General features: G+C 69.0%; 13 protein-coding genes. 5 read left to right on the top strand and 8 right to left on the bottom strand.

The genetic code is table 11. The features are described from left to right. Nucleotides 1-124 precede the first annotated feature (124 nt). The 4 genes from GGD82_RS13225 to GGD82_RS13210 form a co-directional block, all read right to left on the bottom strand. Nucleotides 125-457, bottom strand: coding sequence for a hypothetical protein (locus GGD82_RS13225; protein WP_150062698.1), 333 nt, complete (start codon nucleotides 455-457; stop codon nucleotides 125-127). A 128-nt stretch (nucleotides 458-585) separates the two neighbouring features. Continuing rightward, entirely contained in the window at nucleotides 586-1476 is an 891-nt protein-coding gene (locus GGD82_RS13220; RefSeq protein ID WP_150062697.1) for an NAD(P)-dependent oxidoreductase, read from the bottom strand. A 35-nt stretch (nucleotides 1477-1511) separates the two neighbouring features. Further along, on the bottom strand, nucleotides 1512-2075 hold the full coding sequence (locus GGD82_RS13215; RefSeq protein ID WP_150062696.1) for a gluconokinase: 564 nt from the start codon (nucleotides 2073-2075) through the stop codon (nucleotides 1512-1514). Then, nucleotides 2044-2814: an SDR family oxidoreductase gene (locus GGD82_RS13210; RefSeq protein ID WP_246163917.1), complete on the bottom strand. Its 771-nt coding sequence runs from the start codon at nucleotides 2812-2814 to the stop codon at nucleotides 2044-2046. The genes GGD82_RS13215 and GGD82_RS13210 overlap by 32 nt, the downstream gene beginning before the upstream one ends. 180 nt (nucleotides 2815-2994) lie before the next feature. On the opposite strand from GGD82_RS13210, the gene GGD82_RS13205 reads away from it, so the two are divergent. Together GGD82_RS13205 and GGD82_RS13200 are read left to right on the top strand one after the other, a co-directional pair. Then, a complete protein-coding gene (locus tag GGD82_RS13205; protein ID WP_150062694.1) occupies nucleotides 2995-3945 on the top strand; it encodes a 2-hydroxyacid dehydrogenase in 951 nt (316 codons plus the stop codon). A 26-nt stretch (nucleotides 3946-3971) separates the two neighbouring features. Beyond that, the gene (locus GGD82_RS13200) at nucleotides 3972-5006 is read left to right on the top strand and encodes an L-idonate 5-dehydrogenase (RefSeq protein ID WP_150062693.1); all 1035 of its coding nucleotides are present in this window, start codon (nucleotides 3972-3974) and stop codon (nucleotides 5004-5006) included. 41 nt (nucleotides 5007-5047) lie between these two features. Here GGD82_RS13200 and GGD82_RS13195 read toward each other — a convergent pair whose 3' ends face one another. Beyond that, nucleotides 5048-6085 (bottom strand): LacI family DNA-binding transcriptional regulator, encoded by a 1038-nt coding sequence (locus GGD82_RS13195; protein WP_150062692.1) that lies wholly within the window; start codon nucleotides 6083-6085, stop codon nucleotides 5048-5050. Between the two features lie 533 nt (nucleotides 6086-6618). Between GGD82_RS13195 and GGD82_RS13190 the strand changes: the two genes are divergently transcribed. Genes GGD82_RS13190 through GGD82_RS13180 form a run of 3 tightly spaced genes read left to right on the top strand, consistent with a single transcriptional unit; the run spans nucleotide 6619 to nucleotide 9438 of the window. Next, nucleotides 6619-7119 (top strand): TRAP transporter small permease subunit, encoded by a 501-nt coding sequence (locus GGD82_RS13190; RefSeq protein WP_150062691.1) that lies wholly within the window; start codon nucleotides 6619-6621, stop codon nucleotides 7117-7119. Then, on the top strand, nucleotides 7116-8396 hold the full coding sequence (locus GGD82_RS13185) for a TRAP transporter large permease subunit (protein WP_150062690.1): 1281 nt from the start codon (nucleotides 7116-7118) through the stop codon (nucleotides 8394-8396). Before GGD82_RS13190 ends, GGD82_RS13185 begins: the two co-directional genes overlap by 4 nt. A 46-nt stretch (nucleotides 8397-8442) precedes the next feature. Continuing rightward, nucleotides 8443-9438, top strand: coding sequence for a DctP family TRAP transporter solute-binding subunit (locus GGD82_RS13180; RefSeq protein ID WP_150062689.1), 996 nt, complete (start codon nucleotides 8443-8445; stop codon nucleotides 9436-9438). Nucleotides 9439-9599: 161 nt separating this feature from the next. Here the strand turns inward: GGD82_RS13180 and pta are convergent, their stop codons facing one another. The 3 genes from pta to GGD82_RS13165 all read right to left on the bottom strand — a co-directional run bounded on the left by pta (nucleotide 9600) and on the right by GGD82_RS13165 (nucleotide 13938). Further along, nucleotides 9600-11417, bottom strand: coding sequence for a phosphate acetyltransferase (gene pta / locus GGD82_RS13175; RefSeq protein WP_150062688.1), 1818 nt, complete (start codon nucleotides 11415-11417; stop codon nucleotides 9600-9602). Then, nucleotides 11414-12655, bottom strand: a complete 1242-nt coding sequence (locus tag GGD82_RS13170; RefSeq protein WP_150062687.1) for an acetate/propionate family kinase — start codon at nucleotides 12653-12655, stop codon at nucleotides 11414-11416. Before GGD82_RS13170 ends, pta begins: the two co-directional genes overlap by 4 nt. 110 nt (nucleotides 12656-12765) lie before the next feature. Next, on the bottom strand, nucleotides 12766-13938 hold the full coding sequence (locus tag GGD82_RS13165) for an acetyl-CoA C-acetyltransferase (RefSeq protein ID WP_150062686.1): 1173 nt from the start codon (nucleotides 13936-13938) through the stop codon (nucleotides 12766-12768). Nucleotides 13939-13991: the final 53 nt, after the last annotated feature.

Below are 13991 nucleotides of genomic sequence, written 5' to 3'. Positions count from 1 at the left end.
GAGCCGGGCCAGTCCGTCTTGATGATGTCCGCGCCCAGTTCCACGCCGATGCGCGTGCCTCAGCGCGCGCTCGCCCATCTGTGCGGCGGCGGTAGGCCGGCCCGGTCCCGTCTGCGGAGAGGCGTCAGAGCGGATAAACGTGGGCCTGCGTCACGTGATGATGGATGCGACCCGTGAAGTACTCGCCCATGACGGCGTTGGTGGCGGCAATGGCGTGCGTCCGCGCCTCGCTGGCCAGCGCCCGCTCCAGAACCTCTGTGTCCGGATAGCTGATCGCCAGGATCAGCGGATAGATCGGCGCGCCCTCGTCGCGGGCGTCGGTGAAGGTCACCCGGACATCCAGCGCCCCCGGGAACGCGGTCCAGCACGGGACGATGGTCTCCAATACAGCCGTGCGGAAATCCGCCTCGCGCGACGGATGGACGGAGCCCTCGAACAGGGCATAACGGGTAATCATGGATGCGGTCTCCTGGAACCGGGGTGGCTGGAACCGTTGGGGCGCATGCAGGAGGGCACCCGTCCCCCCGGTGTCGCCGCGCGACACCGGTCTTTTGGAATGAGGCGTTTGTTGGGGAGCGATCGGGGCTAGTCGGCCGGGCCGTTGAACAGCTTCATCAGGGCCGCGTTGTCGTCGCCGCCCTTGCCGGCGGCCACGAACAGGCGGTGGATCTCCGTGGTCAGGGCGGTGAGCGGCATGCCGGTGCGGGTCTTGGCCGCAAAGGCCTGCACGGCCTCCAGATCCTTCAGCATGTTGTCCAGGCGGCCCGTGGGCGAATAATCGTGCGCGCCCATCTTGGCCATGAACTCCTGCAACAGTCGGGAGTCGGCGCGGCCGCCGGACAGGGCGGCCGGAATGCGGTCCACGGCGACGCCGCCGTTGAGCGCCAACTGGGTGGCCTCGGCGATGGCCTGGAAGCCGACGGCGCACAGCACTTGATTGACCAGCTTGGTGGTTTGCCCGGCGCCCGACGGGCCCATGAGGGTGAAGTTGGCGCACAGGTGATCCATGACCGGGCGGGCGCGGGCGAAGTCCTCCTCCGTCCCGCCGGCCATCACCGCCAGCGTGCCCGACACCGCGCCCGGCGCGCCGCCGGACAGGGGGCTGTCGAGCCACGCCATGCCAAAGTCGTCCTTCAGGCGCGCGGCCAGGACCTTGGTCGACTCCGGATCGATGGACGACATATCGACCAGCAGCTTGTCCGGCGACGCGGCCTCGGCCACGCCGTCGGGGCCGAACACGGCGGTCTCGACGATGGCGGCATTGTTGAGCGACAGGATCACGACGTCCGACGCCGCGGCGACCGCGCGCGCCGAGGCGGCCGCAACGGCGCCCTTGGCGACCATGGCGGCGACCTTCTCTTCGCTGCGGTCGTAGAGGGTGACGGTCAGGCCGCAGTCCAGCAGGCGGGTTGCGATCGCGGTGCCCATGATGCCGACGCCGACGACGCCGACGCGGGTGTTCACTGAGTCTGCCATGGAGTCCTCCCGAACGGGGGCTGGGCGATTGGGTGTCAGGACGCGGGGGATGGTGATGGCGTCAGGACGGCCAGCGCCGCCATCGCCTCCTCCACCAGGGTATCGACGTCCTGTTCAATGGACAGGGTCAGGGCGGGCTCCGCCGCGTCCGGGCGTTCCAGGTCCGCCAGTTGGCTGTCGAGCAGGCCCGGGGGCATGTAGTGGTCCCCGCGCGCGCTCATGCGGGCAAACAGGGTCTCGCGGCAACCGTCCAGCACCAGGAACAGCACCGGCCGGCCGATGGTGTCCATCAGGCGTTGGCGGTATGCCCGCTTGAGCGCCGAGCATCCGGAGACCACGCCGCCCTCGGCGTCGGCATGCTCCCGCATCGCCGCGCCGAGCGCGCCCAGCCAGGGCCAGCGGTCCGCGTCGGTCAGCGGGACGCCGCTGGCCATCTTCCGGACGTTCGCGGCCGGGTGGACATCGTCCGCATCGAGGAACGGAACCCCCAGCCGTTGCGCCAGGGCGGCGCCGATGGTCGACTTCCCGGACCCCGACACGCCCATGACGACCACGATGGGGCGCCGCTCAAACCGAACTTGTGATGCCGCCGTCGACATAGAGAATGTGTCCGTTCACGAAACTGGAGGCGGGCGAGGCCAGGAAGACGCAGGCGCCGATCAACTCCTCAACGTCGCCCCAGCGGCCGGCCGGGGTGCGGGCGCTGAGCCAGACGGTGAACGCCTCGTCGGCCACGAGGGCCGAGGTCAGCTCGGTCTTGAAGTACCCCGGGGCCAGCCCGTTGATCTGAAGGCCGTGGCGGGCCCAGTCGGTCGCCATGCCCTTGGTCAGGTTGGCCACCCCGCCCTTCGAGGCCGTGTACGGCGCAATCGAGGGCCGCGCCAGCGCCGTCTGCACCGAGCAGATGTTGACGATCTTGCCGGCCCCACGCCCGATCATGTGCCGGGCCACCGCCTGCCCGCAGTAGAACACCGCGTTCAGATTCAGCCGCATCAGCGCGTCGAACCGCTCGACCGGGAACGCCTCCAGCGGGGCGCGGACTTGCATGCCGGCGTTGTTGACCAGGATGTCGATCGGCCCGGTCTCGGCCTCGAAGCCATCGATGGCGGCCGCGACCGCCTCCGGCGCCGTCACGTCGAAGGGCAGCGTGTGAACGATAACACCGGCGTCGCGCAGAGTCGTGGCGGCGCCCTCCAGGCGCGACGGGTCGATATCGTTCAGAATGATCTCGGCGCCGGCCTGGGCGAGCCCTCGGGCCAACGAAAACCCGATGCCTTGGCCCGACCCAGTCACCAGCGCGCGTCGGCCGGTCAGGTCGAACAGGTTGGATGCGCTCACGGTCGTCCCTCCTGAAACGGGTGTGCCCCAACTGGCGTGTTGGGCTGCCGGGCTCCAAATCAGATCTTGCATGCCGGCGTGTTATCGATAACATAGGGCTCCGTCATAAAACGAGTCAAGTCACAAACACCGGCCACACCCACCGACCACAGGCCGTGGCCCCAACCCTCGGAGGGCGGCGTGTCCAAGCCTGACATTCTCCAGATCGGTCCCTATCCCGCGTGGGACGTGGAGGCGCTGGAGGCGCGCTTCACGATGCATCGGTACTTCGAAGCGGACGATAAGGCCGCTTTCGTGCGGGAGCGCGCGGATCGGATCCGGGGCATCGCCACGCGCGGCGAGTTGGGCGCCGGGCGCGACCTGATCGACGCGCTGCCGAACCTGGAGGTCATCGCGGTCTACGGTGTGGGCTACGATGCCGTGGACATCGCCGCCGCCAAGGCCCGGGGCATCCGGGTGACAAACACGCCGGACGTGCTGACCAAGGACGTGGCCGACTTCGGCGTCGCCATGATGCTGGCCGCGTCGCGCGGCATCGTCCCGGGCGAGGCCTGGGTCCGCTCCGGATCCTGGGCCGCGCAGGGCCTCTTGCCGCTGAAGACCCGCGTGCACGGCAAGGCCGTCGGCATCCTGGGCATGGGCCGGATCGGCCATGAGGTCGCGCGCCGCTGCGCCGCCTTCGACATGGACATCGCCTACACCGATCTGGCCCCGCGCGACGGCCTCCCCACCGACTGGACGTTCGTGTCGGATCCGGTGGCGCTGGCCCAGCGCGCGGACGTGCTGTTCGTCACGCTGACGGGCGGCGCGGCCACCCGTGGCATCGTGGGCCGCGACGTGCTGCACGCGCTGGGCCCGTCGGGCCTGCTGGTCAACATCGCCCGCGCCTCGACGGTGGACGAGGGGGCGTTGCTGGAGGCGCTGGAGACCAAGGCCCTCGGCTTTGCCGCCCTGGACGTGTTCGAGAACGAGCCGAACCTGGACCCCCGGTTCCTGACCCTGGATTCGGTGCTGCTGCAACCCCATCAGGCCAGCGGCACCGTCGAGACCCGCAAGGCCATGGGTAAGCTGGTCCACGACAATCTGGCGGCGCACTTCGCCGGCCAGCCCCTTCTCACCCCGGTCATCTGATCCCGCGTCGGACAGGAGTCGCTGTCATGAAAGCCATTGTGTGTCACGGCCCGAAGGACCTGCGGATCGAGGAGCGCGAGACGCCGACCGCCGGTCCCGATGATGTGCTGATCCGCATCGAGGCGGGGGGCATCTGCGGGTCCGACCTGCACTACTTCAATCACGGCGGGTTCGGCACCGTCCGGATCGCCGAGCCCATGATCCTGGGCCACGAGGTCGCCGGCCGCATCGCCGCCGTCGGCGCGGACGTCACCGGCGTGTCCGTGGGGGATCTGGTCGCGGTGAACCCGAGCCGCCCCTGCGGCACCTGCGAATACTGCCGCCGCGCCCAGTACAACCAGTGCCTCGACATGCGCTACTACGGCAGCGCCATGCGGATGCCGCACATCCAGGGCGCCTTCAGCGAGTTGCTGGTCGCGAAGGCGTGGCAGTGCGAGGTTCTGCCCGCCGATGTGACCGCCGGTGAGGCCGCGTTCGCCGAACCATTCTCCGTCGCCCTGCACGCCGTCAACCGCGCCGGCAGCCTGATCGGCAAGCGCGTCCTGGTCACGGGCACCGGCCCCATCGGGGCGCTGGTCGTGGCCGCCGCCAAGCTGCATGGTGCGTTGGAGGTCGTTGCCACCGACGTGGTCGACGAGGCCCTGGCCCGCGCCCGCGCCGTGGGCGCCGACCGCACCATCAACGTGGCAACCGACGCCGACGCGCTGGCCGCCTATGGGGCCAACAAGGGAACGTTCGACGCGGTCATCGAGGCCTCCGGGACCGAAAGCGGCATGCGGTCGGCGCTGGACGTCATCCGGCCGCGCGGACGCCTGATCCAGCTTGGCCTCGGCGGTGAGGTCACGCTGCCGCAGAACCAGATCGTCGCCAAGGAAATCGAGCTGTGCGGCTCGTTCCGCTTCCACGAGGAGTTCGCCTGGGCCGGTAAGCTGATCGGCGCCCGCCGGGTGCCGCTGGCGCCGTTGCTGACCGCGACCTTCCCCGCCGCCGACGCGGTAGCCGCGTTCCAATCCGCCGGCGACCGCCACACCGCCATGAAGGTGCAACTCGCCTTCGGGTGACGCGGCACACCGTGCCCTTCAGGGCCGCTCCCTCCCCCGGATCACGGGGCGGGGGCGGTCTCGGCCGGGTGGGGCTGGCGCGCGGTGCTGTCGCGTTCGATCACCGTGTGCGGGATGGTGATACGCCGGGGCGGTAGCGGCGTGCCGGCGCGCATGGCGGCAATCGCCTGCAGCATCAGGGTCCCGGTCTCCTGGCCGATGGCAAGGCTGCCCACCGACACCGTGGTGATCGACGGCCAGCAGTGGCGCGCCACCTGGAAGTCGCCGAAGCCGGCGACGGCCAGACGCCCCGGCACATCCCAGCCGCGCCGATGGCATTCCATGATGGCGCCCAACGCCGACAGATCGGACACACAGATGACGGCCTCCACCTCCGGCCACGTCTCGATAAGACGCACGACGGCCTGGGCGCCATGCTCGACCGTGACCGGCGGCCGCCCGACGGAGATCACGCACGATCGCTCCAGCCCCAGCGCCCGCACCGCCCGCTCATAGCCGGTGCGGCGGTCGTGGCCCCGGGTGTCGTCGCCGGGCTCGCCCTCGATGAAGGCGACGCGGCGATAGCCCCAGAACATGAGGCGGGCCATCAGGTCCTCGATCGTGGCGGCGTTGGAGAACCCCACCACATGCCCGATCGGCGCGACCGGCAGGTCCCATGTTTCGATCACCGGAATGCCCGCCGTTTCCAGCATGGAGCGGGCACGGGCCGTATGGGTGCCGCCGGTGACGATGATCCCCTCGGGACGCCGTTGCAGCATGGTCGCAATGACCTGCTCCTCGCGCACGCGGGAATAGTTCGTGGTCCCGATCAGCACCTGCATGCCCTCGGTGTCGAGGATCTCGCTGATGCCCTGGACCGTGTCCGAGAAGTTGGAGTTGTTCAGGGACGGGATCAGAACCGAGACGAATCCGGTCTTCTTCGAGGACAGCGCCCCGGCCGACATATCCAGAACGTAGCCAAGATCTTGGACCGCCTGGAAAATCCGGTCGCGGGTCTCAGGTGTGACGGCGCTTTTGTCCTTCAGGGCCCGGGACACGGTCATGGCCGAAACGCCGGCCCGCCGCGCAACATCGGCCATGGTCGGCATCTTGCGCGCACGCGCCTCCCGCGATTTACGCGGTCCGGTTGGGCGCTCGGACATGACAACCTTTCACGGCGCACACTGTTTGCGGAGTCCAGTGTGCCTCTGAACGCGACCGTGGTCAAGGGTTATCGATAACGCAACGTGAAGGGCACATTGGGCGCGAAGACCCTATTGAATGCGTTCATATTGCAGGCGCGAAGGGTACTGAGTCTTTTGATACAAAGCGACTGCGCTATTTGGGCGCACCAAAGGACCAGATCGCATGCCCGTAACGTTGGCTTCATATTTGACTTGCCAGCATCAAATGTTATCGATACCATTCCGACCGTTACGACAGAGACCGCAATGGGGATCCCCGGTCACGCCCGGCGGCCCCAAGCGGTCCAGCCGTCGCCCGAACGATGGCCGCGCAGGGCCCCGCAGACGGACCCGCGCAAACCCTGGGGGGACGACCCATGAGCACGCGCAGGTCCGGCCCCGAGCCGGTGACCGCTGTCGCCGCCGACCGAAGACACGGGAGGCCTGTCATGAGCCTCCTTCGCACCGCCCTGTGGTGGGCCTGGCGCGGTATCGATGTGGCGATGGCCGCCAGCATGGTCGTGATGATCGTGATCGTGTTCGTCAACGTCGTGCTGCGCTACGGGTTCTCCAGCGGCATTCTGGCCACCGCCGAGGCATCACGCTTCCTGTTCGTCTGGATCATCATGCTGGGTGCGGTCGTGTGCCTGCGCGACGAGGCGCACCTCGACCTTCGCATGATCGAACGAACGCTGCCGCGCGTCCCGCGCGCCCTCCTGCGCATGGTCGTCTGGGCCGTCGTGATCCTGACCAGCGGCATGCTGTTCCTAGGCGCGTTCCGTCAGACCATCGACAACTGGGGCAACATCTCGCCGCTGAGCGGCATTCCCGTGGGCGCCATGTATCTGGCCGGCGCCGTGGCGGGCGCCCTGATGGCCGTGATCGGCGTCCTTCGGGTCCTGATAGTGGGCTGGACCCTGCTGTCGGGGGACGAGGAGGTCGCGCCATGACCCTCGTCATCTTTCTGTCCGTGCTGATCGTCAGCATCCTGCTCGGCATCCCGGTGGCCTTCGCCCTGCTGCTGGCCTCGGTCGCCCTGATGCTGCACATGGACCTGTTCAGCGCCGATATCCTGGCGCAGTCCCTGGTCAACGGCGTCGACAGCTTCGCCCTTCTTGCGATTCCGTTCTTCCTGGTGGCCGGCGAGGTCATGGCCTCGGGCGGGCTGTCGCGGCGGATCGTCCGCCTCGCCATGGCCTACGTGGGCCACCGCAAGGGCGGCCTGGGCTACGTGGCCGTGTTCACCGCCGTCGTGCTGGCCGGCCTGTCGGGCTCCGCCGCCGCCGACGCCGCGGCCCTGGTCGCCATCCTGTTCCCCATGATGAAGGGGGCCGGCTATCCCGAGGGGCGCTCGGCCGGCCTGCTGGCCGCCGGCGGCATCATCGCGCCGGTCATTCCACCGTCCGTGCCGCTGATCCTGATCGGCGTGGCCGGCAACATCTCGATCACCAAGCTGTTCATGGGCGGCATCGCGCCCGGTCTGATGATGGGCGCCGCGCTGCTCATCACCTGGAGCGTCCTGGTTCGCAACGAACCCATGGACGCCAAGCCGAAGGCCGACAAGCAGGAGCGGCGGGCGGCCCTGCGCGACGGCATCTGGGCCCTGTGCCTGCCCTTCATCATCATCATCGGCATCCGCTTCGGCATTTTCACCCCGACCGAGGCCGCCGTGGTGGCCGCCGTGTACGCGGTGCTGGTCTCGACCCTGGTCTACCACGAACTGACGTGGGCGAAGTTCTTCCACGTTCTGATCTCCGCCAGCAAGTCCACCGGCATGATCATGTTCCTGGTCGGGAGCGCCATGGTCGCCTCGTGGCTGATCACCGTCGCCCAGTTGCCGCAGGAGCTGGCGCAGGTGCTGGCGCCGCTGATCGACAGCCCGCGCCTGCTGATGGCCGCCATCATGCTGCTCGTTCTGGCGATCGGCATGGTGATGGACCTGAGCCCGACTGTGCTGATCCTGGTGCCGCTGCTGATGCCGGTGGTCCGGACGGCCGGTATCGATCCGGTGTACTTCGGGCTGATGTTCATCATGAACACCTGCATTGGACTGATTACCCCGCCCGTCGGCACCGTGCTGAACGTCGTCTGCGGCGTCGGCAAAATACGGGTCGAAAAAGCGGTCGTGGGTATTTTGCCCTTTGTCGGCGTGTACTCTCTCCTTCTCATCCTGTTCATCATCTTCCCTGAGCTTATCATTGTCCCCATGCGGCTCATTGCGGGCTGACAGGGGACACACGACAAGTCGTCAACCGACATCTGGAGGATTCGTCATGAGGTTCCCGTTTGCCCCGCTGGCCGCCCCCCTGGCCGCTCCCCTCGTCGCCGCCGTCTTGTTGGCCTCCGCCAGTGTGTCCTTGGCCGCGACCGAACTGAAGTTCGCCCATGCGGCCCCGGACACCGACCTGCAGCAGGCCCTGGCCGAGCACTTCGCCGACGAGGTGGCGAAGCGCACGGACGGCGAGGTGACGGTGAAGATCTTCCCGCACGGCCAGCTCGGCAACGATCAGCAGATGATCTCCGGCACGCGGTCCGGCATTGTCGATATCGTCATGTCCGGCCTGAACAACGTCGACGGTCTGATGCCGCAGGTCGGCGGGCTGCTGCTGCCGTACATCTTCACCAGCCGGGAGCACGCCTATAAGGTCCTCGACGGCGAGGTGGGGCAGTCCCTCCTGGCGGACTTCGAGGACTTCGGCATGAAGGGCCTTGGCTTCCCGGAAAACGGCTACCGGAACATCACCAACTCGCGCGGCCCGATCCGCGAGCCCGAGGATGTGCGGGGCCTGAACATCCGCACCAACAACTCGGCCGCGCTGAACGAGATGTTCGCGCTGCTGGGCGCCAATCCCCAACCGCTGCCGGTGTCGGAGCTGTACACCGCGCTTGAGACCGGCGTGGTGGACGCCCAGGAGCACCCGATCCCCATCACCCACTCGTTCCACTACGACGAGGTCCAGGACTACCTGTCGATGACCGAGCACTCCTATTCCATGCTTTTCATCGCCATGAATCTGAAGAAATTCAATGCGCTGACCCCGGAGCAGCAGCAGGTGATCGTGGACGTGGCGCAGGAGGCCACCGCATACCAACGCCAGATGAGCATCGACAAGGAAGCCAGCATCCTCGCCGATCTGAAAGAGCGCGGCATGGAAATCAACACCGACGTGGACAAGGCCGCCTTCCAGGCCGCCGTCGCATCCACCTGGGACAGCTACAAGGCGAAGTTCGGCGACGACATGATCACCAAGATCCTGGCCGCCCAGTAGGTCGGGTCCGCAATTGAAGTCCGTCTATGCGTCGGCCAGTGTAACGTCGGCGACGGACGGTCGTGAAACGGCGATGAGCAGGACTCATCGCCGTTTTTGCGTATGGGGGTGGGGAAGCGCCGACCGTCCCACACGTCGGGATCCGGGGGTGAGTGGGGCGCTCAGCCGGTTGCGGCCAGATCCTGAGTCTCGGCCCGCCGGGGGCCACCGGCCTGAAGGGCGGTCAGGGCGATCGTGTAGACGATGTCGTCCACCAGCGCGCCCCGGGACAGGTCGTTCACCGGCTTGCGCAGGCCCTGCAACAAGGGCCCCACGCTGACCACATGGGCAGCGCGCTGCACGGCCTTGTAGGTGCAGTTGCCGGTGTTGAGGTCCGGGAACACGAACACCGTCGCGCGCCCGGCCACCGGACTGTCGGGGGCCTTGCTGCGGGCGACGCTGGCGACGGTGGCGGCGTCGTACTGCAACGGGCCATCCACCAGCAGGTCGGGTCGCCGCTGACGCACCAACGCCGTCGCGATCCGCACCTTGTCCACATCATCGCCCTGGCCGGACGTGCCGGTGGAGTAGGAGATCATGGCCACGCGGGGTTCGATGCCGAAGGTGGCGGCGCTGTCCGCCGACTGGATCGCGATCTCGGCCAACTGCTCCGCCGTCGGGTCTGGATTGATGGCGCAATCGCCGTACACCAGCACCTGATCGGGCATCAGCATGAAGAACACGCTGGAGACGAGGCTGGCCCCCGGTGCGGTGCGGATGAGCTGCAACGCCGGCCGGACGGTGTCGGCGGTGGTGTGGACCGCGCCCGACACCAGCCCATCGACATCGTCCTCGGCCAGCATCATGGTGCCGAGCACGACGGTGTCCTGGAGGGCCTGTTCCGCCCGCTCCGGGGTCATACTTTTGCGAAGGGCCACCAGCGGCGCGACGTAGCGCGCCCGGATCGCGGTGGGATCGACGATCTCGAGCGTGTCGGGCACGGTCAGACCGGCCGCGCGGGCGTTGGCCCGGATCGTCGCCGGATCGCCCAGCAGCACGCAGCGGGCGATGCCCTGTTCGGCGCAGAGCACGGCCGCCTTCAGGGTTCGGAGCTCCTCGCCCTCCGGCAGCACGATGCGCCGGTCGGCGTCACGCGCCGCCTCCACCATGCGGTAGCGGAACATGGGCGGGGTCAGCCCGGCCGTCCGTCGCACCGTGGGGTTCTGCATCACAAGGCCCGGCGCCATCAGGTCGGCGAGGTGATCCATGTGACGGGCCACGCGCGCCCGTACCTCCGCGGGGATGGACGGGCCGGTGCCCAGGCCGAGCCCGTTCAGGGTGTCGGTGATCGGCAGGCCGTTGCGGTCCTCGTCCAGCGACGGCAGCACCAGACAGGGGCTGGCCAGGCTGGCGGCGTCCAGGGCCGCGCGCAGCGCCGCCGCCCGGCCCGCGCCCGGGGCCGGTGTCACGATGACCTGCGCCGGGGGCGGCGCATCCGCCCCGCCGAAACGGTAGATCGCATCGGCGACGGCGTTGACCACCTCCTCGACGCGGCCCCGGTCGCCCGGCACCACCGGGATCACCTCGGCGGCCAGATTGCGGCCCAGGGTCCGGTCGAGATCGCCGATCAGGGGATGGCCGCGCATCGGCGCCGGCCCCTCCACGACCACCAGCGCATGACCGCGCCGGGCCTGCTCGACCCGCTGCACGACGGCGTCCAGAAGGGCCGCCATCGCACCGGCGCGGATCATGCCCTCCGCCTGACGGGCCGGCAGCGGATCGGGAATCGCCGCGCCGCAGTGAACCCGCGCGACACGAAAGGCCGGGTCGGGCGATCCGGCCGGGGTGTTCGGGTTGTCCACCGGCCGGACATAGCCGACGTCGTGGCCGGCGCGCTCGAACGCCCGCACCAGACCCAGCGCCACCGCCGTCGCCGGACTGTCCGGCGTCGTGGGCACCACGAATAGCGTGCGGGGACCGGTCATCATCGGGGCCGTCATGCCGAGACCCTCACCTCGGCGGTCTTCAAGACAACGGGTCCGCGGGTCAATCCGGCCAGGGTCGCCGTGTCCTGGGCGATCATCCATTCCTCGTTGGTGGGAATGACCAGGGTCACCGGACCACGCCCCCGCGACAGGATCCGCGCGCCGCCGTCCAGGGGCGCGCCGTCATCCGACGGATCGCGCTCGAACCCCAGCACCGTCAGACGATTGAGCACGGCGCCGCGCACGAAGGCGGAGTTCTCACCGATGCCACCCGTGAACACCAAAGCGTCCAGCCGATCCAGCGACATGGCCAGGGCGCCGATATGCCGGGCGATGCGGTGAATGAAGACGTCCAGCGCCTCGATGGCGCCGCGATGCCCGGCCTCGGCGGCCGCCTGCAACGCGCGGCAGTCGCCCGACAGGCCGGACAGGCCCAACAAGCCGCTTTCGGCGTTCAGGATCCGCTCCAGGTCCGCGATGGTGTCGCCCCGCTGCCGGGCCACATGGGCGAGCGCGCCCACGTCCACGTCACCGGCCCGGGTTCCCATCACCAGCCCTTCAAGCGGAGTCATGCCCATGGTGGTGTCGACGCTGCGGCCGTCGCGCACGGCGGTGATCGAGGCGCCGTTGCCCAGATGGGCGACGATCAGGCCGTGGTCGTCCGGCGCCAGCCGGAGCAGGCGCACCGCCTCCCCCGCCACATACCGGTGCGAGGTGCCGTGGAAGCCGTAGCGGCGCACGCCGAAGCGTCGGTACAGGTCGCGCGGCAGCGCGTACAGATAAGCCGACGGCGGCATGGTCTGGTGAAAGGCGGTGTCGAACACCGCCACCTGCGGCAGGTGCGGCAGAGCGGCACGCGCGCTGCGAATGCCGCTCAGGTTGGCGGGGTTGTGCAGCGGCGCCAGGGCCGCGCACGCCTCGATGTCCGCGAGGACCGCGTCGGTCAGCAGGGCGGACTCGGTAAAGGTCTCGCCCCCGTGCACCACCCGATGGCCCACGGCACCGACCCGCGCCAGCATGTGCCGATCCGACAGGTGACCCAGCAGGGGATCGAGCGCCGCGGCGTGGTCCGCGTGGGGGGCAAGCGGGATGTCGATGCGGTCGCCGTTCTCAACGAGCCGCAACCGCGCCTCGGGCGTCCCGAGGCACTCGGCGAGGCCGCGCATCAAGGGTTCGGCGCGCGTCGTCGTGAAGAGCGCGCTTTTCAGCGACGACGAGCCGCAGTTGATCACCAGAATCAGGTCAGACCGCATCGGGATGCTTCCTCGAACGACAGGGGGAGACGGAGCGCGGAAGGGCGGGGAAACCGGCGTAGGAAAGGGCGCCGCCCCCAGGAAGGAGGCGACGCCCGGGAGAGGGCCGATCAGCGTTCGACGCAGACGGCGATGCCCATGCCGCCGCCGATGCACAGGGTGGCGAGACCCTTGTGGACGTCGCGCTTCTGCATCTCGTGCAACAGGGTCACCAGGACGCGGGCGCCGGAGGCCCCGACCGGGTGGCCGAGCGCGATGGCGCCGCCGTTGACGTTCACCTTGGCCGGATCCCAGCCGAGGTCGTGGTTGACGGCGAGCGCCTGGGCGGCGAAGGCTTCGTTGGCCTCGATCAGATCCAGGTCGCCCACGGTCCAGCCGGCCTTGTCCAGCGCGGCGCGCGAAGCCGGGATCGGGCCGGTGCCCATGATGGCGGGGTCAACGCCCCGGGTGGCCCAGGAGACGATGCGCGCCAGCGGAGTCGCACCACGCGCGACCGCGGCCTCTTCGGTCATCAGCACGACGGCGGCGGCGCCGTCGTTGATGCCGGAGGCGTTGCCGGCCGTCACCGTGCCGTCCTTGGCGAACGCCGGCCGCAGCTTGGCGAGGCCCTCGGCGGTCACGCCCGCCTTCGGATGCTCATCGGTGTCGACGACGATCTCGCCCTTGCGGGTCTTGATGGTCACGGGAACGATCTCGTCGGCGAAGCGGCCCGCCTTCTGCGCGGCTTCCGCCTTCTGCTGCGAGCCGGCGGCGAAGGCGTCCTGCGCCTCGCGGGTCAGACCCCAGCGGGTGGCGATGTTCTCCGCCGTCACGCCCATGTGATAGCCGTGAAAGGCGTCGGTCAGGGCGTCTTGGATCATGGTATCGACGACCTCGCGGCCGCCCATCTTGACACCATCGCGGAGGTGCATGCAGTGCGGGGCGCGGCTCATGCTCTCCTGGCCGCCGGCCACCACGACCTTGGCGTCGCCGCACAGGATCGCCTGCAGGCCCAGGGTGACGGCGCGCAGACCGGAGCCACAGAGCTGGTTGATGCCGTAGGCGGTCTTTTCCTGCGGGATGCCGGCGTTGAGGGCGGCCTGACGGGCCGGGTTCTGGCCCTGACCGGCGGACAGGATCTGGCCCAGGATCACCTCGTCGACCTCGGCGGCCTCGGTCTTGGCGCGGGTCAGGGCGGCGCGGATCGCGGTTTCGCCCAGAACATGGGCCGGGACCGAGGCCAGCGCGCCGTTGAACGTTCCGACGGCCGTGCGGGCGGCGCTGGCGATCACGATCGAATTCATGGAAGACCTCACTGACAGGGCTGAAGCGGGCACACACGGGGCCGAGGCCGGCA

Source organism: Roseospira marina (genome assembly GCF_014197855.1).
Classification (GTDB): Bacteria; Pseudomonadota; Alphaproteobacteria; order Rhodospirillales; family Rhodospirillaceae; genus Rhodospira; species Rhodospira marina.
Note: the sequence above shows the minus strand (reverse complement) of the source record. Positions and strands in the feature narration are given on the sequence as shown.